Annotated in this window: 18 protein-coding genes; 7 read left to right on the top strand and 11 right to left on the bottom strand. The window is 63.5% G+C overall.

Features of this window, described 5'->3' with window-relative positions; genetic code table 11:
• Nucleotides 1-16 precede the first annotated feature (16 nt).
• Nucleotides 17-1,660, top strand: a complete 1,644-nt coding sequence (locus AC3ENJ_RS08440; protein WP_431813710.1) for a CYTH and CHAD domain-containing protein — start codon at nt 17-19, stop codon at nt 1,658-1,660.
• Between the two features lie 151 nt (nt 1,661-1,811).
• On the opposite strand, the gene AC3ENJ_RS08445 is transcribed toward AC3ENJ_RS08440, so the two are convergent.
• Together AC3ENJ_RS08445 and AC3ENJ_RS08450 are read right to left on the bottom strand one after the other, a co-directional pair.
• Nucleotides 1,812-3,503 (bottom strand): MDR family MFS transporter, encoded by a 1,692-nt coding sequence (locus AC3ENJ_RS08445; RefSeq protein WP_431813711.1) that lies wholly within the window; start codon nt 3,501-3,503, stop codon nt 1,812-1,814.
• Nucleotides 3,500-4,120, bottom strand: coding sequence for a TetR/AcrR family transcriptional regulator (locus tag AC3ENJ_RS08450; protein WP_431813712.1), 621 nt, complete (start codon nt 4,118-4,120; stop codon nt 3,500-3,502). The genes AC3ENJ_RS08445 and AC3ENJ_RS08450 overlap by 4 nt, the downstream gene beginning before the upstream one ends.
• A 305-nt stretch (nt 4,121-4,425) precedes the next feature.
• On the opposite strand from AC3ENJ_RS08450, the gene AC3ENJ_RS08455 reads away from it, so the two are divergent.
• The 6 genes from AC3ENJ_RS08455 (at nt 4,426) to AC3ENJ_RS08480 (ending at nt 10,370) form a co-directional block, all read left to right on the top strand.
• Nucleotides 4,426-5,478: a flavin reductase family protein gene (locus AC3ENJ_RS08455; protein ID WP_431813713.1), complete on the top strand. Its 1,053-nt coding sequence runs from the start codon at nt 4,426-4,428 to the stop codon at nt 5,476-5,478.
• 76 nt (nt 5,479-5,554) lie between these two features.
• A complete protein-coding gene (locus AC3ENJ_RS08460) occupies nt 5,555-6,670 on the top strand; it encodes a fatty acid desaturase family protein (protein ID WP_431813714.1) in 1,116 nt (371 codons plus the stop codon).
• 56 nt (nt 6,671-6,726) lie between these two features.
• Entirely contained in the window at nt 6,727-7,809 is a 1,083-nt protein-coding gene (locus AC3ENJ_RS08465) for a glycosyltransferase family protein (protein WP_431813715.1), read from the top strand.
• On the top strand, nt 7,806-9,050 hold the full coding sequence (locus tag AC3ENJ_RS08470) for a glycosyltransferase (RefSeq protein ID WP_431813716.1): 1,245 nt from the start codon (nt 7,806-7,808) through the stop codon (nt 9,048-9,050). The genes AC3ENJ_RS08465 and AC3ENJ_RS08470 overlap by 4 nt, the downstream gene beginning before the upstream one ends.
• Entirely contained in the window at nt 9,043-9,999 is a 957-nt protein-coding gene (locus tag AC3ENJ_RS08475) for a WcbI family polysaccharide biosynthesis putative acetyltransferase (RefSeq protein WP_431813717.1), read from the top strand. The genes AC3ENJ_RS08470 and AC3ENJ_RS08475 overlap by 8 nt, the downstream gene beginning before the upstream one ends.
• Before the next feature lie 14 nt (nt 10,000-10,013).
• Complete coding sequence (locus tag AC3ENJ_RS08480) at nt 10,014-10,370, top strand: DUF3253 domain-containing protein (RefSeq protein ID WP_431813718.1); 357 nt, start codon at nt 10,014-10,016, stop codon at nt 10,368-10,370.
• Nucleotides 10,371-10,508: 138 nt separating this feature from the next.
• On the opposite strand, the gene AC3ENJ_RS08485 is transcribed toward AC3ENJ_RS08480, so the two are convergent.
• The 9 genes from AC3ENJ_RS08485 to AC3ENJ_RS08525 form a co-directional block, all read right to left on the bottom strand.
• Nucleotides 10,509-11,918, bottom strand: a complete 1,410-nt coding sequence (locus AC3ENJ_RS08485; RefSeq protein ID WP_190781424.1) for a heparan-alpha-glucosaminide N-acetyltransferase domain-containing protein — start codon at nt 11,916-11,918, stop codon at nt 10,509-10,511.
• Nucleotides 11,915-15,874, bottom strand: coding sequence for a Pls/PosA family non-ribosomal peptide synthetase (locus AC3ENJ_RS08490; RefSeq protein ID WP_431813719.1), 3,960 nt, complete (start codon nt 15,872-15,874; stop codon nt 11,915-11,917). The genes AC3ENJ_RS08485 and AC3ENJ_RS08490 overlap by 4 nt, the downstream gene beginning before the upstream one ends.
• Before the next feature lie 674 nt (nt 15,875-16,548).
• Nucleotides 16,549-16,830: a CBU_0592 family membrane protein gene (locus AC3ENJ_RS08495; RefSeq protein WP_190781426.1), complete on the bottom strand. Its 282-nt coding sequence runs from the start codon at nt 16,828-16,830 to the stop codon at nt 16,549-16,551.
• A 32-nt stretch (nt 16,831-16,862) separates the two neighbouring features.
• On the bottom strand, nt 16,863-17,141 hold the full coding sequence (locus AC3ENJ_RS08500) for a CBU_0592 family membrane protein (RefSeq protein WP_190781427.1): 279 nt from the start codon (nt 17,139-17,141) through the stop codon (nt 16,863-16,865).
• Nucleotides 17,142-17,212: 71 nt separating this feature from the next.
• Entirely contained in the window at nt 17,213-18,190 is a 978-nt protein-coding gene (locus AC3ENJ_RS08505) for a hypothetical protein (protein WP_431813720.1), read from the bottom strand.
• Nucleotides 18,191-18,219: 29 nt separating this feature from the next.
• A complete protein-coding gene (locus AC3ENJ_RS08510; protein ID WP_431813721.1) occupies nt 18,220-18,369 on the bottom strand; it encodes a molybdopterin-binding protein in 150 nt (49 codons plus the stop codon).
• Nucleotides 18,308-18,691 carry a molybdopterin-dependent oxidoreductase gene (locus AC3ENJ_RS08515; RefSeq protein ID WP_431813722.1) on the bottom strand — a complete coding sequence of 128 codons (384 nt, stop codon included), beginning with the start codon at nt 18,689-18,691 and terminating at the stop codon, nt 18,308-18,310. Before AC3ENJ_RS08515 ends, AC3ENJ_RS08510 begins: the two co-directional genes overlap by 62 nt.
• 12 nt (nt 18,692-18,703) lie before the next feature.
• A complete protein-coding gene (locus tag AC3ENJ_RS08520; protein ID WP_431813723.1) occupies nt 18,704-19,738 on the bottom strand; it encodes a cytochrome b/b6 domain-containing protein in 1,035 nt (344 codons plus the stop codon).
• Nucleotides 19,739-19,753: 15 nt separating this feature from the next.
• A complete protein-coding gene (locus AC3ENJ_RS08525; protein ID WP_190781429.1) occupies nt 19,754-20,284 on the bottom strand; it encodes a hypothetical protein in 531 nt (176 codons plus the stop codon).
• Nucleotides 20,285-20,715 lie beyond the last annotated feature (431 nt).

The raw sequence follows: 20,715 nt of genomic DNA on the forward strand, positions 1-20,715 counted from the left end.
ATATCTAGGGAGTGTCATGGCACAGCACCAATGGGAAATTGAACGCAAGTACGACCTGCCGCCCGAGCAGGCTGGCAAGATCAAACCGCACAAGATCAAGGGATTCACGGTGGGGGAACCCACTATCTATGACATGACAGCGGTGTATTACGACACCGAGGATCTCGCGCTCGGTGCCGCCAACGTGGCCGTGCGGCGTCGTGCGGGTGGTGGTGACGACGGCTGGCACGTGAAGTACAAGGCCGGCAAGGCCCGTGGAGAGTTGCATTACGAGCCCCTCAAGAGTTCCAACCGGATACCCGCGGCGCTGCGTAAGACGCTCGTCGGGATCACGCTGGACGAACATCTGAGCCCCGTGGCGACCATCAAAACCCACCGCACCGAGTACCCCATCAGAGCCGAGGACGGTCGACAGCACGCTGTGCTGTGCGTGGATTTCGTGACCGCCCGGGACGAGCGGGCCGAGGCCGACCGGGAATGGAGCGAGTGCGAGACAGAGTTGAGCTCCGACACGCTGAGCAAGAAGGAGTCCAAGGCGGTGTTCGCCGCAGTGGAGGACGTGTTGTTCAAAGCGGGAGCGGTTCAGTCCTCGTCGCGGGCCAAGATCGCCCGTGCTCTGGGCCAGGACGAGGTGCCGGCCAAGCCGAAGCGAGCGGAAGATTCGGGCGAGGACGCACCGGCCACCGGCCAGGATGTTCTGAACGCCATGTGCGAAACCTTGACGCGCCAACTACAGCATTGGGATTTCGCCGTGCGTATCGACGCGAAGGATTCCGTGCATCAAATGCGAGTGCGCAGCCGGGCCCTTCGCAGCGTGTTGCACGCCGCACGGAACTTCATTCCCGAGCATGTGGGGACCGATCTCGAGGATCGTCTCAAGACTTTGGCACGTGCGCTCAGCGATGCCCGCGATGAGGAAGTCGCGGCGGAACAATTGCACGAGCGCCTGGATGGCGAATTCCAGGGCCAGATCACGGCCTCCGCCCGGCAGGACCTGTTCGGCGCGTCGGAGACGGGCATCGCCCACGCCGCTCGCGCCGTCCGTCGCATGCTGGAGAGTCCCGCGCATCTTCAGTTGTTGAAGGACCTGCGGGCCCTGTCCCGGGACAGTTCATTCGGCGAGCAGGCGGCGCACATGTCCGCCAAGAAGTTCGCCAAGGCCGTGATGAGCACCGCCTTGACCGACGTGATTCACAAGGCCACGGCCGAGCCGACCGTCGATTCGCAGACCGGCAGGGCAGAGGTCAGCGAGCTGGGTGCCGAGCTCAGTGAACGGCTGGCCTCAGCGGATGAGGATCCTGTGGGTCTGGCGATTTACTTCGATCACCTGCATGATGCCCGCAAGGCTATCAAGTCCGTGCGTTACGTCAGCGATGCCCTGGACCGTGCAGACGTCGAGCCGGGCAAGAAACGCTCCAGAGCGGCGTCGTACGCCAAGGACTACCAGAACGAACTCGGTTCCCTCACGGATTGCGCGGTCATTGAACACTGGCTGGCCCGCGTGGCTCGAAGCTTCCAGCGCACCGGGAAGGACCGCTACGCGGTGGGACTACTGCACGGCCTCGAGATGGCCTCGTTGCGGGCCCGCTTGGATGACGCTCCCGAGTTGATCAGTGACCTGGTGGCGGACATTCGCCGGGAACTACCGAGCGCGGAGTAACCGTTCGCGCGTCCTAATCCGCCCGAGCGACGCCGGCGCCCCGATCCTGACGGGTCCTGCAAGAGCATCGACGGTGCGACCCTGGAAACGCTGGTTTCCGGTCGCACCGTCGATGCTGTGACCGACGCGCAGGACGAAGGTCAGATACTGCTCACGAGCGGGATGAGACGGAATACTGTTCCGACCTCTCCTCCAGCGTGGCGGGCGAGGGGTCGGTGACGGCCGGATCCGTGCCGTGAAGCGCGGGGTCCGCACCGGCTGACTCGCCGGGCTCGTCGGAGTCCGATGCGACGGCGCCGCGGTCGATCTTGGTGGCCAACGGCTTTTCCACCACGAAGAACAGCAGCACCAGGGCGATGAGCGTGAGAGGCGCCATGAACAAGAAGATGGGCAGCAGCGCATCATTGTAGGAGTCGATCACGGGCAATCGTAGAGCGTCCGGCAAACCCTGTACCGCGCCCGGTGTCAGGGAGTTGGCGCTGACCGGCGCGTTCGCGGCGGCCTGCGGCATGCGCTCGGCCAGCAAATCGTGCAGTCGCGTCACGAACACCGAACCCACCACGGCCGATCCGACGGTGGCGCCCACTTGGCGGAAGAAGTTGCTGGACGCGGTTGCGGTACCGACCATGCGATTGGGGAACGAGTTCTGCACGATGAGTACCAGGATCTGCATGCTCAAACCGATGCCCGCGCCGAAGACGGCGATGAACACGCACAATTTCCACATGGGATCGGACGCGGTCATCGTGGACATCAGCCACAACCCCAACCCGGTGATGACCATGCCGATCAGGGGGAAGAATTTGTACCTGCCCGTCCTGGACACGATCTGCCCGGACACGATGGAGGTGACCAGGAGGCTGCCCATCATGGGCGTCATCAGCAACCCCGCAGTGGTTGCGTCCACGCCCTTGGCCATTTGAATGTAGGTGGGCATGTACCCCAGGGCACCGAACATGACAATGCCCACCATCAACCCGGCCACCGTGGTCAACGTGAAGTTGCGGTCCGAGAACAACGACAGGGGGATCACCGGGTCCTCCACTTTCGACTCGGTCACGATGAACGCGATGGCGGCGACAACCGTGGCCAGGGCAAGGCCGATGATCTGCGGGGAAAGCCAGTCGTACTGTTGGCCGCCCCACGTGCACACCAGAATGAGGGTGGTGGTGGACAACGCGAGAAGCACCATGCCCAGGTAGTCGATGTGCAGGGATTCGGCGCGTTCTGAGCGGGGAATCTTGAGGAACACGACCACGGCGACGAAGGCTAGGACGCCCAACGGAATGTTGATGATGAAGGCCCAGCGCCAGCCGGGCCCTTCGGTCAACCAGCCGCCCAGCAGCGGACCGGCCACGGAAGACACCGCAAAGACGGCACCCATGACGCCCATGTACTTGCCGCGCTCGCGGGCGGGAACGACGTCGGCGATGGCTGCCTGGGAAAGAATCATCAGCCCGCCGCCACCCAGACCCTGAACCACGCGGGCTGCGATGAGCAGGCCCATGGTCTGTGCAGCGGCACCGATCAATGAACCGACGATGAACAACACGACCGCGGCGAGCAGAATGGGTTTGCGTCCCAGGAGATCGGAAATCCGCCCGTACACGGGCATCATGATGGTCGACGCGAGGATGTAGGCCGTGATGACCCAACTCATGTGATCCACCCCGCCCAGTTCACCCACCATGGTGGGTAACGCCGTGGAGAGGATCGTTTGGGACAGGGCGGCCAGCAGCATGACCATCATCAGGGCGGCAAACAGTAGCGCCAGCTGGGGCGCAGGTTCCGCCAAGTGTCTGCCCGACCGTCTGGTCGTTGCAGCTGCCGTACTGTGGCTCATGAAATCTCCTTGAATGCAGATCGGAAGACGGACAGTGCCTGTTCCACTGCGCGGTCCAGGAAGTCCGGGTCGCAATTGATGGTCAGGTCTTCGTGGTTTCGGTAGACGTACTTCAGGACCGCTCCGGCCATCAGGACGTACGCCTGGGATCTCTCGCACGACCGGGTGCTGGTTGTCGCACTGGAATGCTCCCCGATGGTGGTGGCCACCAAGGATTCGGCGGCCGTGATGTGCTGGCTGGTCTTTCGGGACAGTTCGGGGTTGGCCGCGAGCAACTCCTTGCGTTCCTTGCCGGTCGCGCTGAAGCTCGAGGAATGCCGCAGGACCGCCAAGAAAAGTCGTACGGTACGCGAGAACTCATCACCGTTGGCGGGGTCCTGGTAACGCTCCACATCGGCTTGCGGCATATGAACCGGCGTCAGGCCCAGGACCGCGTCTTCCTTGGAAGGGAAGTAGTTGAAAAACGTCCGCCTGGAAACCCCTGCGCGTTCGGCAATGGCTTCGACGGTGGTGGCACCGTACCCACTACGTTGAGTCAGCTCCCATGCCGCCTCGTGGATTTCGCGGGAAGTCCGGGCTCGATGCCGTTCACGTAATGACATTTGATTTTCTGGCACTGGTACATACTATGCACTAGTGCATATTTGCACAAGTGCAAAATATGACAGAGCTCATGGGCGACGCGGCCAAGTTTCCGTCCAGGTAACCAACAGGATGCTTGGTGTTGGCACGCATGCCCGGTTGTTACGGTGAAGAAGTTGTGGCCACGCGTGGTCAAACAGTATCGAGACCGAGGACCCGCACGGATCGTTACCAGGTTCCGGCATCGGAGACCGGTTGCACAACCGGTTCCGTACGCAGAAAGAGCAACCTGACATTCAGATGTCAACGATCGGCAACAGCCAAGAAGTGGGTGCCTAGAGTGAAGAAGAACCGCGCTCGCAAAGTCCTGAAATTTGCCGTTTCGCAATTGACCTACCCGCGCGATCCCAAAGATTTTCTCCAGGTGTTCCACAACCTGGCGAGCGCCCGTTACACCCGAGGTGTCGTGTCCCGTGTGGTGCGTGAAACGTCGGATACGGCCACGATCTACTTCAGGGCCGGTGACGGCTGGACTCCACATGTGGCAGGTCAGTGGGCACGCATTGGTGTGTCCCTGAACGGCAAACGTGTGTGGCGACCATTTTCAATCAGCGCGGCCGAGGGTCACGATCCCTCCATCACCGTGAAAGCCAACGGCGAGGTGTCCCAGAACCTGGTCCACGAGGCGACCCCCGGAACGCTCCTGTACCTGGAGGAACCGTCCGGGCAGTTCGTGTTGGACGAGACACCGGCGAGCATCCTGTTCATTGTTGCGGGTTCCGGCATCACGCCAGTGATGTCCATGCTGCGCACCCTCATGCCGCGGCGCCCCGACCATGATGTGGTCCTGATTTACTCGTCCAGATCGCCGCAGGATTGCATCTTCCACGATGAAATCCTGGAGCTTGCCGATCAATTCCCGGGCCTGAAACCTAAGTTCTGGTTCAGCCGGGAGGATGGCCGAATTGATTTCTCCGAAACCGGTGACGTCCCGCGCCTGTGCCCGGATTATCAGGACCGCGAAATGTACTCGTCCGGTCCCGACGCGTTCGTGAGCCGGGTTCAAGAACTCGCGGTTCTGCACGGTGGTGAGAGTCGGGTTGAAAGGTTTGACGTCACCCGGCGTACCAGCGCCAACGGTAACGGTGAAGTGTATTTCTCCCGGTCGGATGAAACCCTCGAGGTGACCGGCGCGGATTCCATTTTGGAGGCGGCGGAGAATTCGGGCCGGCAGCTGCCCCACGGCTGCCGAATCGGCATCTGCCGCAGTTGTCTTGTACCCATGACGGACGGGCAGGTGTCCGACATTCGCACCGGTGACCTCACGCAGGATCCCGGACTGGTCCAGACCTGTATCACCCGCCCCGCGCCCTGGGTCGCGTTGGACATTTAGCTGAGCCGCCGCACTCCCACAGACCACCTCACAGGTTTCGCCGGCAGGCACACAGATCCCCAAGAAGGAGCACCGTATGGCAGCAACATTGGAAGAGCGCACGCCCACCGTCGAGATAGAGCGGGCTCGTCGAACACCCAACCCCTGGAACCTCACCGAAGAACAACTCATTGAGCTCGAGGTCAAATTCGACGCCATCCGGGATGACATCACCGCCAAGCGGGGGGCCTCCGATGCCCGCTACATCAACCGGGTCATCAAAGCCCAGCGGAGTCTGGAAATGGCGGGGCGCGCGGCCATGTTGTTCTCCAAACACAAGCCGTTGTGGCTCCTGGGGGTCGGCTGCCTGGCCGGCGGCAAAATCCTGGAAAACATGGAGATCGGGCACAACGTGATGCACGGTCAGTGGGACTGGATGAACGACATGGAAATCCACTCCACCACGTGGGAGTGGGATTTCGTGGCGCCCTCTTCCGGATGGAAGCGCACCCACAACGAAACCCACCACACCTGGACCAACGTGGTCGGCAAGGACCGCGATGTCGGGTACAACGTCCTACGCATGGACCCGTCACAACCGTGGCGCCCGGCCAATCTGCTCAACCCCGTGATCAATGCCGGTCTGGCACCCATGTTCGAGTGGGGCATTGCCATTTACGACATCGAGTTCGACCAGTACCTGGCCGGGGCCAAGTCCAGAAAAGCAACGCTCAGGGACTTCAAACGCGTCATGAAGAAGTTCGGCCGCCAGAGTGCCAAGGATTTCATCCTGTCACCGTTGTTGGCGTCCCTGACCGGTTCGGCCAAGTCCTCGATCAAGGGCTACGTGGCCGCCAACGTCATTCGTAACCTGTGGGCCCACGCCGTGATTTTTTGCGGTCACTTCCCCGACGGCGCGGAGACGTTCACGGAAGAGGACATTGAAAACGAGTCCCGCGGGCACTGGTACCTGCGGCAGGCCATGGGGTCGGCCAATATCGACGGGTCCAAGGCCATGCACTTCATGAGCGGCAACCTGTCCTTCCAGATCGAACACCACCTGTTCCCGGACCTGCCGTCCAACCGCATGGCGGAGATCGCACCGCGGGTCAAAGCGATCTGCGAAGAGTACGGGATTCCCTACACCTCCGGTCCGCTGCCCAAGCAGGTTCTCGAGGCGTGGCGTAAGGTCTTCCGGCTCGCGCTCCCGTGATCGGAGGGGCGGCGCCGTCGGGCCCGTCCCACGGGCGATCCGGTACAGTGTCGGGGGTGAAAGTTCCCACCCTGGCGATCGTCGGCCCTGTCCAGCACGGGGTCAGAATGCACGGCAGCGCCCTGGCCGATCACAGCCCGCAGGCGGAACGGATCGAGGGTGAGATCACCGACGTCCTGCCGGTGATCCTGGCCGGCGACGGGCCGGTGCACTTTCACTTCACCGATCGGATTTTCGGCCGCGACGCCGCGGCCGCCGCCCAGACCGTCGAACGCATTGCCGCACGCCGCCCGGTGTCCGTCACGCTCCACGACATTCCCCAGCCGTCCGACGGCCACGCCTTCGCGGTCCGCTGCGCCGGCTACGCTCGCGTGGTTGACGCGGCGCGCACGGTGATCGTGAGCAGCCACGTTGAACGGAGTCTCCTGGCGCGCCACACGGGCATCCCGGCGGATACCCACATCCACGTGGATCCGCTGCCCATCGACCGTGCCCCCTCGCTGGGATCGACCGCGGCGCCCCCCGGGTTCCCCGCGAGCACCGCCACGGTGGGCCTGCTCGGTTTCATTTACCCGGGCAAGGGCCATGACCACGTCCTGGCGTCCCTGGCGGCCGGCCCGCACCGCGCCGACGTCGTGGCGCTGGGCCGGCCCTCGGAAGGTCACCAGGACCTCGTGGCCGATCTCGAGCGTCTCGCTCGCGCTCGGGGGCGGTCATTTCACGTCACGGGGTTCCTCTCCGAGGACGAACTCACCGCTGCGGCGCGCGCGGTGACCGTTCCGGTGGTTGCGCCGGAGCACGTGTCCGCATCGGGATCGGTGGGGAGGTGGATCGCCAGCGGTCGCCGTCCCGTGGTGGTGCGTCACCCGTTCTTCGAAGAACTCCACGACCGCGCACCCTGGGCGCTGACCCTCACCGACGACCTCCCCGCCGCCTTGAACGCGGCGCTCGACAACCCTTCGAGCACGTGGATCGACGAGGAGGACTGGGACGATTCCGGCGTCCCGTCCACCGTCCGTGCCGCCCGGATTCAGTGGTCCAGGCTGTCGTCCGCAGCCCCGGACTCCCAGCCCGACGCAGCGAAGAACGCGGGCGGGCCGCAGCCTCGGGTGTCTTCGGGCGAGCGGGCCTCGCCGTGAGCGTGACCGACCGGGCCGTCGAGACCGCGGGTCCGCCCGATGCGCCCCGCGTGAGCGTGATCGTGCCCTACTACGAGAATCAACTCGGCCTGGATCGGTTGCTTCGCGCTCTGGAACGGCAAGAATTTGCGCACCACGAGTTCGAGGTCATCGTCAGCGATGATGGTTCGGCCGCGGCACCGACGATCCCCGCGACGTCGTACCCCGTACGCGTGACTCGGCAGGACAACCTGGGGTTCCGCGCGGCGGCCGCTCGCAACAAGGGTGCAGCCCTTGCGCGCGCTGCCCGGCTCGTTTTTCTCGACGGCGACATGATGCCCGAACCGAGGTTTCTCACCGCGATGCTGGCGGGCCTCGAAGTCCACGGCGACGAACACGGCGTGCTGGCCGTGGGCGCGCGCCGGCACGTGGACGTCTCGGCATGCACGCCGGCCCGGATCGAGCAGTGGCTCACGTCCGGGCGCGCCCACGGCGCTCGCAGGCTCGCGGACCCGGCCTGGCTTTCCGACGGCTATGCCCGCACCAACAACCTGGCGGACGCCGGAGTCGAGGACTTCCGCCTCATCATCAGCGCGCTCATGGGCGTGGACCGGCAGCTCTTCGAAACCGTGGGCGGGTTTGATGAAACCCTGACCGGTTACGGGGGAGAGGACTGGGAGCTCGCGTACCGGTGTTGGCAGGCGGGCGCGCGTTTCGCCCACGTTGCCGGTGCTGTGGCCTGGCATGACGGTCCGGATCTGGGCGGACGGCCCGATACTCGCGACGTCAAGGACGCCGAAACGATGGCGCTGGCCCAGCGCATTCCTCTGCCGAGCACCCGGGGGCGGGGGATCGTCTTCGAGCAACCGCACGTTGTGGTGCGGGTGCGCGGCCACGCCAATGACGGTGAGGCGTTCCTGACGGCGTCGCAGCTGCTCCGGGACACGGACTCCGGTGTGTGGTTCGTGGACCGCACGTCGAAACCGGCCGCTCTCGCCCAGGATCCCCGCGTTCGCGCGGGGGAACCGGAACCGCGCTACCGGGCCAGGTGCCGTTACCTGGTGGACGTGCTGGCGCCGCTCACCCTGGCCGCGCCGCTGGGTGCGTTGTGCGAACGAGGTGAACAAACCGCTCCCGGGCTGCTGGAACTGCGCGAGACACGTAGTGTGAACCGTGGTGAATCGGACATGAGAACCGTGTGTACCGCGGTTCGTCCGGCAGCCACGGATCAACGGATCGAAGGACGGGTGGCACATGAGTGAGGTACTGGGATTCGATCCGCACGACCCCGGCCGCCGCGCGCATTACGGTGAGTTCTACGGGCTCACCGATTTGCCGGACGCGCCGCTGTTCATGGTGCACGGCAATTGCCAGGCGGAGTCCTTGCGCGTGCTTCTGCACGGGGCGGGGGAGGGCCGCTGGCACGGTGTGCGGGTTCCCCCGGTCCATGAGCTGCTGGGCGAGGACTTGCCGCACCTCACCCGGCTACTGAACCGCTGCAGTTTTGTGGCGACCCAGCCGGTGGCCTCCGGGTATCGCGGATTGCCGCTGGGTTCGGACGAAATTCTCGCAATGACTTCGCGCGATTCTCGCGCCGTGAAGTATCCCGTGATGCGGTGGACGGCACTCATGCCCACGCTCGCGATCGTGCGCGCACCCAGGGTCACGGATCCGCCCGTTGCGCCGTACCATGACCTCCGGGTGCTCGTGGCCGCCGCCCAGGGCAAACATGCCGTGCTGCTGGAGCCGGTTTCCCCGGCCGCCGTTCGCGGTTCCCGGGACGAGTCGCTGCATCAATTGCGGACCCGGCAGGACGCGCATGGAACGGTGGATGCGGCGTCGTTGTTCGAAGCGGCGGGGCCTAACGCCGCGCACGTGATTAACCATCCGAGTAACGAGGTGCTTATGGGTGTGGCCCGGGCAATTCTTGCGGAACTGGGAGAACCGGGCGAGGTCGCAGATCCAGGGCGGGCATTGCTCGGTGGCATTCGAGCGCCCATTTACGAATCCACGCTGGATGCGTTGGGCTATCGCCCCGAGGATCTTGCGGGCGGCCCGCGCGATCACTGGATCATCGGTGGCGAGAAGGTGACGGAGGACGACGTCGCCGCGGAGCACCTGCGATGGTACGCGCACTACCCGCAGGTGGTCGCCGCGGGCATGAAACGCCACGAGCGACTCATTCGCGCCATGAAACTGATCGACCAGTGAGGCGGTACCCCACCATGACAAGCGAGAACGGCACCGATCAGGGCCTTTCGACGCCAGAGGCACCCGAAACTGCCGCGACCACCGACGCTCCCGAGGCCCCCGATCTCCGAGATCGCGCGGCCGCCTCCATCCGGGATCTGCTGCGTCAACGCAACGGCAAGACCATGTGCCCCTCCGAGACCGCGCGTACGATCGGGGGTGATGACTGGCGGGATCTGATGCCGTTGGTGCGAGATGTCGCAGCAAGGCTCGTGAACCAGGGAGAGGCGATTGTCCAGCAGAAGGGAGAGGAGGTTGACATTGCCGCCGCTCGCGGCCCCATTCGATTGGCGCCGGGTCCGCAACTGAACGGGCCCACGCCGGGCGACTGACCACCATGTGAGACTCACGCCCCGCGTGGTGAGAGCAAGCACCGCCCCTCACATGAGCGAAGACCCGAGCGAATGATTCGCTCGGGTCTTCCATCATTGTGGTGGGAGCAGACCCTACCTGTGAAAGCGGCTATCGATTCAGTGGCGAGGTCCCACTCGATCGGTGGGCACCAGTTTGCGACCCGCAGCTCGGGACGCCCTGGTGACCAACCGTTCCAGGGGACCGGAACCCATGGCGTGCTGCCACGCCGTGGCCACCAGCGCGGCCACCGCGATCTGGACGATGAACCAGAACACCGGGGTTTCGCTGATGGGCACGAATGCCAGGAACACCAGGTGCGCACTGTAGAGGGTCAGAGTCATGGAGCCCATGGCGCCCAGCGGTGCCAGGAAACGGCCGATCCACCGGCAGATCAACAAGAAGGCTCCCAGCGCCACCATGGCCAGTCCCGCGCTCAGGGCAATGGCGAAGGGCGTGTTGGTGTGCGGGCCAGAAATCAGCAGCCAGCTCATGGTGGTGGTCGGAAGTTGCGGGTCCGGACCGTAGTTCTGGATGGTCATGACCTCTTTGCTGGTCAACCACGGGGTGGCAGTGACCAATGCGTCACGCACACCGAAGCGCAGCAGCATCATCATGGACAGGCCCTTGGCCACGGCCGCGATCACCGCACCAAAGATCACCAGCAGAATCTGGATCCGATCACGGGTCAGCGGCAACCGCCCCAGGGCCATGCCCAGGCAGATGAACGCCATCCACGGCAGCGCGGGATAGGTCCCGGTCAAGAACAGTTCTGACAGAACCGCCCCGGGCTCCGTGACCAAGTTCACGAGGTCGGCGTTGGCGTGCACGTGAGCGGGCAGGACACCCAGTGAGGCCTGCATGAGCATCGGGGCAAAGACCATGAAGAGCACTGCGCTCGTCAGCAGCCACCGCACGGGCATGACGGTGAAGGGAATCGCCAGCAGGAACATCAGGCCGTAGTAGATCAGGATGTTGTACGCGGGGAAGTCCAACGTGTTGAGGAGCAACCCCAGGGTGAACAACAACAGCGCGCGCACAGCCATGCCCACCCGAGCGCGGCGTGCTTCGAGGCCCTTACGGGGGTTCCTGCCGCCCGTGAGGAAGGCCAGGCTGACACCCGCCAAGACGGCGAACAATGCGGCGGAATGACCGCCGAACAACACCCACGCCAAGGAAGGCTGGTCGGTGGTGCCCACAGAGGCGGGCAGGGTGTGGACCGCGATCATGCCGAGCAACGCAAAGCCGCGAGCGACGTCGACCCCCATGATGCGCCGCTTGGTGCGCCGCCCGTCCGCGCTGGCCACGTTGCGTGTTGCAGCACCTTGGCGAGGCGACGGCGCGGTGGCACGCGGCGGAGCAGTGATCACCGGAGCATTTTCGCTCCAGTGCTGGGCCTCGGTCGTGGACCGGCGGCCGTTGTCGGAGCCGCCGGTCCAGACCTCACGCTGGGGGCGCTGACCGGGGCGGGGTCGCTCACCGGGAGCGAGGCACCCTTCGGGTATTTCCTCCACTGCTTGTTCGTTCATCGGGTGGCCTCCTCGTGTGCTGCCGCCGAGACGGCCTGCGATGTGGTGGTGGGTGCAGTGGACACGATGGGAAGACCATGTCCCGCAACCGGCGGTCCGGGAATGACCTGGGCGCTGACCGCCTGGTCCCCGGCCTCAAGGTGTCGGATGGGGTTACCACCCCAGTTGCCGTTGGCGGGCACGGTTTCCTGGCGCATGACCAGGGAGCCGGGACCCACGGTTGAGCGTTCTTCGATCGTGGCACCGGGCAGCACAAAGCTGTTGGGTCCCAACGTGGAGCCCCGGCGCATCGTGACGGGTTCCAAACGCATGATGCGATCGTGGAACAGGTGGGTCTGCAGAACCGTTCCGCGGTTCACGGATACACCTTCTTCGAGGCTGACCAGGTCGAACTCGGGCAGCCACCAGGTCTCGCACCACACGCCCCGTTGTACGCGCGCACCCATGAGGCGGACCCACGCGTTGAACAACGGAGATCCCACACTGAGTCGGACCAACGAGGGCACGGCCAGGGACTCGGCAAAGACGTCCGCCAACTCGTTGCGCCACACGAACGAGCTGAACAGCGGGCGCTCGCCGGTGCGGAAACGACCCATCAGGGCCCATTTCACGATCACGGGGACCAGGCACGCCAACGTACTGGCGCCCAGAAGCACCACACCGGACCACAGGGCCGTGTACAGCAGACCCTGAAGGCCCATGCCGTGAGCCATGTAGATGGTGGTCAGTGCGTACACGATCATCAGATCGATCCACGCGGACACCATGGCCGGGACCAAACGGAAGGCCTCCACGAACGCGCGGGCTGCCTGAAGGCGGCGGGGCGGGCGGAAGGTCGCCGCTTCATCCGCGTCCGTGTGGGCCCGGGCAATGGGCTGAGCGCGGCGACCGAGCCACGACGAACCGACCGGGGCCTTGTGGGGCGCGGAGCTGAGCACGGCCACGAGGGCGTCCTCGGGGAGGTCACGGTCCGGACCCACGATTGCGGAGTTGCCCACGAAGGTGCGTTCGCCTATCACGGAGGTTCCCAGGTGCACCCAGCCAAACCCTGCGCGGTGCGAGGCAATGAGCGAGTGGTCTGCCAGGAAGGAACCGTCCTTGAGGGACGTGAGGTGCGGAATGGTTTCCGCCGTGGAAATTTCGACCGAGCGTCCCACGCGTGCGCCCAGCAGACGCAGGAACAAGGGCGTGATGCAGGACGCGTAAATCGGGTAGGTCGAGATCAACGTGCGCTGCAAGAGGGTTTCGGTGAACCAGGTGGCCCAACCCACGGGACCGTTCTGCGGGAAGTAACCGGGGGTGATCATGCCCGCCACCAGGCGCACACAACCCACCACGAGCAGTAGCCACACCGCAGCCGTGACGATGACGAAGACCGGGACCCACAACGCGAGGATGGGGAAAACCAGTTCGTAGAGCTCGATCCCGATCACCTGCGGCAGGATCAGGAGCGCGCCCGGGATGATCGCCAGGAACGGCAACAGACCAATGATGGCCGCGCCCCCGGAATAGGCCAGGTGGGACTTGACCTTGCCCCAGGTGGGCAGGCCAGGCACAGCGTCCGGAGTGACCTCGGGCCAGGCCTGCGCGGCGGGACCGCGGTGGTACATGGGGGAGCCGCCCCACAACTCGTCGTTCGGAACAGTTCCGGTCACGTGCGAGCCCGGTAGGACCTCTGCCCCCTCACCCACGCGGGACCCGGGGTCCACGAGCGTACGGGTACCCACCCGCGAATTGGCGCCGATCTCAATGGCGCCCACGTGCAGGGTGTCCCCGTCGAGCCAGTAGCCTGCGAGGTCCGCCTCGAACTCCACGGTGGCGTGGTCTCCGATGGTGACGAGACCGGTGACGGTCGGCATGTGGTGCAGGTGTGCACCGGTGCCCACCTTGTTGCCGAAGAGACGGTGGAGAGTTCGGGCCATGGGTGTGCCCAGCAGAACCTCGTACTTGTTGAACACCACGAGACGTTCCGCGGCCCAGACCCGCAAGTGGGTCCACTTACCCCGCGGATAATGACCGGGTTTCAGTCCTGCGGTCAACAGCCTCACGGCGGCGGCGCCCACCAGTACACGACCGGGCAGGGAGAACATCACGAGCCAGCCGATGACCAGCGGCAGCAGCGGGGGAGTGGGGACCCAGCCGGCACCGACAATCACCGCCAGGATCCACACGACGATGAGCGAACCCACCACGTAACGCAAACCGTTGACAATGTTCAGACCTACAAGGAAAGCTCCCTGCACCCAGCCGCTCCAGGAGGGCAGCGGCGCGGGTTCGCGCTTGGAATCCTGGGACGCCTCCAGGGTCTGCAAGTAGTCGGCCATACCCCGCAGCGTGGGGTCGGCGTAAATGCGGGCAATCTCGGTGTCCGGGTGGCTCTGTCGCAGAGCCGAAACCAGCCGGGCCACGCCCACCGAACTACCACCCATGGCAAAGAAATCGCTGTCCTCGGCAAAGGGGAGCGGACCGAGTTGATCGGCCCAAAGCTCCGCGAGCCATTCGAGGTCGGCGTCCAGCGAGGGTGCGTCATCGTTTCCGTCGGTGGGCATCGGCCAGGGCAGGGCCTTGCGGTCCACCTTGCCCGACGTTTTCAAGGGAAGCTCGTCCATGAGGCACAACGCCGGAACCATTTGGCCCGGCAAACGCTCCGAGAGCCACCCACGCACGGCCACGAGGTCCACGGCCCCCTCGAACTCGGGGACCAGATAACCGGCAATGATGTTGTCGCCACCGGGGGTGGGGTGAACCGCGCAGGCGCCGGCTCGGACGCCGGGGACGGAGCTCATGTAATCGTCGATCTCGCCCAGTTCCATGCGACGGCCGGAGACCTTCACCTGGTCATCCACACGGCCCGCGAAGACGAGGCCTTCCTGGTCCGCCTTGACCATGTCACCGGTGCGGTAGGCGCGCTCCCAGCCCAGGGAGGGCAGCGGGGCGTACTTCTCGGCGTCCTTCTCCGGGTCCAGGTAGCGACCCAGGCCAACGCCTCCGATGATGAGTTCGCCGGTTTCGCCCCAGGCCACGGGCTGGCCCTGGGTATCGACCACGGCCAGCTCCCACCCGGGGACGGGTAACCCGATCCGAATGGGGGCGTCTCCGGTCAGGATGGCGCCCGAGCCGATCACCGTGGCCTCCGTGGGGCCGTAGGTGTTCCAGACCTCGCGTCCGGGGCGGACCAGGCGCTGGGTGAGTTCAAGCGGGCATGCTTCGCCGCCGAAGATCAGCAAGCGCACGGTGTCCAGGGCTTCGCTGGGCCACAATGACGCCAGGGTGGGCACGGTGGAGACCGCAGTAATGCGGTGATCAATGATCCAGTGGCCGAGATCGGGGCCGGAGCGAACGACGTCGCGCGGGGCCGGTACCAGCGTGGCACCGTAACGCCAGGCCAGCCACATTTCCTCGCACGAGGCGTCGAAGGCGACCGACAAGCCGGCCATGACGCGGTCGCCCGGGCCCATGGGGCGCCTCTGCAGATACATTTTCGCTTCAGCGTCCACGAGAGCGGCCGCGGAGCGATGGGTGATCGCCACGCCCTTGGGTTTGCCGGTGGAACCGGATGTAAAGATGATCCAGGCGTCGTCCTGGGTGCGCGGTTGCTCGGTGTCACCGGTGGTGGCGACGCTTTCCCTGCGTGTCAGTTCGAGGTCTCGGCCGAAGATCGCGGCCACGCCGGCTTCTTCCCAGACCGTGCGGGCACGATCGTCGGGATCGTCCCAATCGACCGGCACGTAGGCGGCACCCGCGAACAAGGTCGCGAGGATGGCAACGTAGAGGTCCACACCGCCGGAGGGAACTCGAATCCCGACGCGATCGCCGCGTCCCACGCCGATGTCCCACAGGCGCTGGACGTGCGTTTCAATGCGGGCTTCCAACTCGCCGTAGGGCACTCTTTCGTGCTCGTCCTCCAGGGCAATGGCGTCCGGGAACTGGGCAACGGTGTCCAGGACTATGTCCACGAGTGTGCGTGGTTCCGGAGGTGTCTCTACGGGGTAAACAGCCCGGTCAGACGGTGCTTCGAATGCTTCAGTAGGTTTTTGAGACGAATCTTTAGTAAGAAGACGGTCCATTAATATACTCCCCCAAGTAAGAACCTGTAACGCAGGGGGAGCCAAACTGCACACGGGACGAGGCGGCAGTACTTAGTGTCATGAAAATGCCCGGTCAAGTCCCCCGACTGTACGGGCAGCGCGTCATGTTCTCGCGATGTGGATCTCCAGCATCCCCCTGCTGGTTCAATTGCGTGTTAAACGTAACGGGGCCAATCGATGATTTGCAATCGGGATACCTAACGATTTGGTCACGACAAAGGTGACGAGTGTATCTTATCGCACAATCCTGCAGGTCAGCTGAGAAATTACTCGTGAGTAGAATCGGCACTCACGTGGATGTGAGTCTTCTCATACCCGTCTTGACGCGACGTTCTCCGGGGTTGAACCTGCTGCTGGCCACGTTGGTTGCTCATTGCGCCGGGGGGGCGATCCAGCCGCGGCCGGGTCCGTTGTTCGGTCCACCAGTGTGGTTCCGGCCGTTCGCAAGATGGGGATCCACGAAGGATTAAAGTGCTCGAGTCACCCTGCATCAGATGAAGCAGAGTGGCTCGTTGCGGATTGTCCTGAGCGCGGAGTTCTTGTCAGCTCACTTCTCGCTGAACGGGAACTTCCTCCGGCGATACCGGGCGCTTGAACCAGATCTTGTACAGACCGAAAAGCGCCACGATGGCCCAGACGGCCTCGGTGATGAACAGTCCCGGGTTGAACGGTGAGATGGCGGTGTAGGTGAAGCCGAGTGCGCCCAACAAGTTCAACGTCTGGTACATGGGGGACTTGGAGGTCAGCACTCCGAAGTTCAACAAACCGAAACCGATAACGAAGCAGATACCGGCTGCAATGCCGATCTCATACGAGAAAGCCATGGTCTATATCTCTCTTTCCTGTAGCGGCTCGATCAGTGGGCGGTCTGGGGAACATCGGGGCCCGTACGATTGCGGCGTTTCATCCAGATTTTGATGACGCCGTAGAGCCCCAGTAGCGACCAGATCAGCTCGGTCCAGAAAACTCCCGCATTGAAGGGACTGGCGGCGGAGGCCGCCAAAAACCCGGCTCCTACGAAATTGAGAAGTTGATAAGTGTAGTGATCCGGGGTCAGCTTGCCGAGGTTGAGCAAGGCGAAAGCTGCCAGGAGGGCTACGGACGCGATGAGTCCGAATACCACCATGGGAGACATGGAGGGACATCCTTTCTGATCAGATGCTGAATGTGGGTGAGCAAATATTGTCGGCCGGTTCGATCCAGTCCCTACCGCTGGCGTTCCACCGATTGGCTGTCACGGGGATCATCAGCGGTCGGGAAATCCAGGTCGGACTGCGGCTCGATGAGCGGTCGTTGTTCAGCGGTTCGGACATCAATGTCCGGCCGGGATTCGGTGAGTGGCCGTGGATTGCGGATCCTGAGCCGACGCACGAATGATCCCTTCTCGGCTTTGGCTGCTTGTGCGAGCGCATCCCGGGCAACGGGTGCCGGGGACGCCAAACCGAGTTCCCTGAGCACGGGTTCAACTCGGGCGGCCCGCTCCTCGAAGTCGTGAAGTTGCGAGAGGCGAGCCCGGTCCAGTCGGCCCTTGGACTCGAAGTACTTCAGCCTGGGATATCGCCCAGCCATGGCCGCGCCCCAGTTCAGCGCCGGGGTCCACCAGCTGTTGATCTCGCGGCCCTTGCCCGTGGCCTGGTGTGAAATGACGTTGTCCAGGGCCCCGTTGAGGAGCTTGAGGTCGAAGTCCACTCCCGGCACATCCGTGTCACCGTCGCCGGTGTAGGAGTCGATCCCGGTCCGCGATGGGCCGGTCCTTGTGTCGCGGTAGCGAGCAAGCGTCATCATGTCATTGGCGAGCACCGGCTCATTGACCGGAACCCGCTGGGCATCGGGCTCGCCCATCAGTTGGGCCCACGACATGCGAATGAACGTGTGGTGGTCCTCCATGCCCGGATGGGTGCAGCGCAAACCCACGGCGTATGCCTCGAGAAGTTCCTGAATGAACTGGAACCCGGTGTAGCGCGCCCAGCGCACCACTAGAAACTCCTCGGGTGTGGCACCGGGTAGGTGGAAGTTCACCTCTTTCAGGTACTTGTGAACTATCCGGATTTGGTCGTCGGTCAGCTCCATATCTGCATGCAGGGGGAACATGCCGTCGAACGTGTTCCGCAGGGGCCGCTTGATGGCGTTGATGTGTGCATCGAGTTCGGCCTGCGTGCGTGGCTGGCGGTGTTCATGTGCCATGTTCGTCCTCTTCTCGTGGCGGGCGCCCATCAGATCAGCTGGTTTCGGTCGTAGAAATCGGCATCCTCGAAATCGCCACCGCGGCCTTCCAAGATGATGTCGTAGCGATTGACCACCTCAATGCGTTCCAGCCACTTGAGGTTGCGGAAGCCCGTGGACGTTTCGGTGCGCAACCGCACGGGGGCGCCATTCTTGGCCGGGATCTCCCCCCTCGTCGTTGAGATCGAACGCGATGAGGGTTTGCGGCATCCTTGCTTCGATCATCGGATTGGATTCGTAGTAGGTTCCGCCCTCGTACAGGGCATCATCCCGCCCCATGTTCTGGAAGCTGAGGTACACCACGTCTGTGGCCCCCGGGAGGGGCTTCACGAGATCCAGCAGATCGGACACGGTAATACCGTGCCACTTGCCGATCGACGTGAACCCCTGCACACAGTGGTGCAACGTGGTCTGGGAATGGTCACTGGCCAATTCCCTGAGCTGGGCAATGGTGAGTGACATGGGGCGCTCCACCTACCCACCAATTTCGAGTACGTAATCGTCCTCGTAACAGTTGGCCATGAGGGCTAGATACTCCGGGGTCTCAGGTGGCCGGCCGCTACCACGGAAGTTGTGCGTTGTGTTCTTCAGCTGCACGTCCTTGCCCGACACGTTATCGCGGTCGTAATGCATGCGGGCCGGAAGCCGGTACAGCAGGTTGGACCAGGGCCGCACCACAAGGTTGTGCAGTTTTTCGACGGCGCGGCCGTCCGTGAGCGTCCACCGTGTGGCGATCAGATGCAGGACGAGAACCAGAGCCAGGCCGATCGTGAAGACGACGCCGCCGGCTATCGGCAGGTCGGCGTGGCCGAAAACAATCTTTGAGGTTTCGTGGCCGTAGCCGTGAAGGACCACCATGGCAACGTGAATCACAACGAAGACGATGTAGCCGATCATGCACAGGAAATGAATGGTGCGGATGACTTGGCGGCCACCCATCATCCGGGTGATTCGTGAGAAGTGGTTGGCAATCGCAGGCGACTGGAATGCTCCCGTGACAATGACGAGCGGGGTCAGGATGAGAAAGACGAACCCATAGGAAAGTTGTTGAATGGCGTTGAACGGCATTCCGCCCACGGGGTCCGGAACGACAAAGGCCATGTAGGAGAGCATGCCCCGGCCGGCTTGGACAAAGGTGTCGAGGCTGGTGGGGATGTACCGTCGCCATTGCCCGGTGCCGAACAGCAGCACTATGTAGATGACCCAGCTGGTGACAAACCCCGTTACGGCGATGAAGTGCCAGTAGCGTCCTAGGCCCAGCAACCCCCTGCCGGGCAGGGACAGACGTGGTGAGTAGTCGTCGTACTCGCCGCCAACCGTGTAGTACTTGTGTTTTGCAGCTCGCTGGATGGTGAACTGGGCCCACGCGGTACCGGGAACCGTGTGTTGCGAACGGTAAAGCTTGGGGTACGTTCCCAGAATTTCAATGCCGGATCGGATGAGGAACGAGAGAAAAATAATGTTGAGGAAGTGCTCGACGCGGAGCCACCAGGGAAATCCGAATTCCATGTCAGTACTCCTTTGTCAATCCATGAAGTTTTGATCGTCGGGCGAGGCCACGAGCATTCCGTAGTTCAGGGCCCAGTAGAGGACCGCGTACCCCAGGGATGCGAAGAGCGTGGTGTTCCACACGGCAGCGAGTATGACGGTCGCCCCGTTCCACACGTACGGTGCGTCGCCGAGGAGACCCCCGATATAAATCAGCAGCGAGGCGAGAGCGATCCCCAGCCCAATGGTCCAGATTCGTTTCTTGGTCAGTAACCCACCAGCAACGAACACGGCGGACGCGGCGCACACGAGCCACAAGAGAGGCATCGCGGAAGGGAAGGGCTCGTGACCGCTCAGTGCCGTTGTCGCCGAGGCAATGCCGATCACCGCTATGACCAGCAGAAGCAGCAGGCGTGTGGTCCGCGGGAGATTGATCCTGATGTACCTCAGCAGCGGCGCGCGTTTCTTCCCGGGCCGAACGTGCTCCGTCACTCGTGCGGTTGCGTTCGGGGTGTCCCGGAAGTCGACTCCCTGGCGCAGGGCCGGAGAGTTCTGGTCCTCCCTCATCGTCCATTCCTTTCGTGAGCGCAAAGTTCGTTCAACCTGCGCGGCGAACAAGCGAGCCAACCCCATTGGGCCACTCCGCCTGTGCCAGCAGTCCACTAGGTTACGCACCTGAAAAAAATCCGGGAACAGGCTGAAATTTAGCTTTGACGAGGTGGTTCTCTCCTCTCAACGTATCCGCAGCCCAGCACGAAATCGACGCAAAACGCGAGATTCCGATTAATGACTGTGTGAGTTTGAACGCAGCGAATTCGGATAAAGTTCACAGGGCGCACAACTTGGTGTTTATGCAGGTCAGAGGCCGTTTGTTGCTAAGTTCATCGGTGCATCGGCATTGCCTTGAGCCCGCCTGCGGATCTTTCGGAACTGCACCTCGCTGGTGTGAAACGTGCCGATGTGAATCCGGTGGAAGCCGCCCTCAACAACTGCCTGGA

This window comes from Kocuria sp. cx-455, from assembly GCF_057707085.1.

Bases quoted from the DNA above. Each gene is read 5' to 3' on its own strand.
- AC3ENJ_RS08500 (WP_190781427.1), bottom strand. From the start codon at position 17,141: ATGTCTCCCATGGTGGTATTCGGACTCATCGCGTCCGTAGCCCTCCTG.
- AC3ENJ_RS08525 (WP_190781429.1), bottom strand. From the start codon at position 20,284: ATGAGGGAGGACCAGAACTCTCCGGCCCTGCGCCAGGGAGTCGACTTC.
- AC3ENJ_RS08485 (WP_190781424.1), bottom strand. From the start codon at position 11,918: ATGAACGAACAAGCAGTGGAGGAAATACCCGAAGGGTGCCTCGCTCCC.
- AC3ENJ_RS08520 (WP_431813723.1), bottom strand. From the start codon at position 19,738: ATGGAATTCGGATTTCCCTGGTGGCTCCGCGTCGAGCACTTCCTCAAC.
- AC3ENJ_RS08505 (WP_431813720.1), bottom strand. From the start codon at position 18,190: ATGGCACATGAACACCGCCAGCCACGCACGCAGGCCGAACTCGATGCA.
- AC3ENJ_RS08475 (WP_431813717.1), top strand. From the start codon at position 9,043: ATGAGTGAGGTACTGGGATTCGATCCGCACGACCCCGGCCGCCGCGCG.
- AC3ENJ_RS08480 (WP_431813718.1), top strand. From the start codon at position 10,014: ATGACAAGCGAGAACGGCACCGATCAGGGCCTTTCGACGCCAGAGGCA.
- AC3ENJ_RS08460 (WP_431813714.1), top strand. From the start codon at position 5,555: ATGGCAGCAACATTGGAAGAGCGCACGCCCACCGTCGAGATAGAGCGG.
- AC3ENJ_RS08495 (WP_190781426.1), bottom strand. From the start codon at position 16,830: ATGGCTTTCTCGTATGAGATCGGCATTGCAGCCGGTATCTGCTTCGTT.
- AC3ENJ_RS08440 (WP_431813710.1), top strand. From the start codon at position 17: ATGGCACAGCACCAATGGGAAATTGAACGCAAGTACGACCTGCCGCCC.
- AC3ENJ_RS08515 (WP_431813722.1), bottom strand. From the start codon at position 18,691: ATGTCACTCACCATTGCCCAGCTCAGGGAATTGGCCAGTGACCATTCC.
- AC3ENJ_RS08445 (WP_431813711.1), bottom strand. From the start codon at position 3,503: ATGAGCCACAGTACGGCAGCTGCAACGACCAGACGGTCGGGCAGACAC.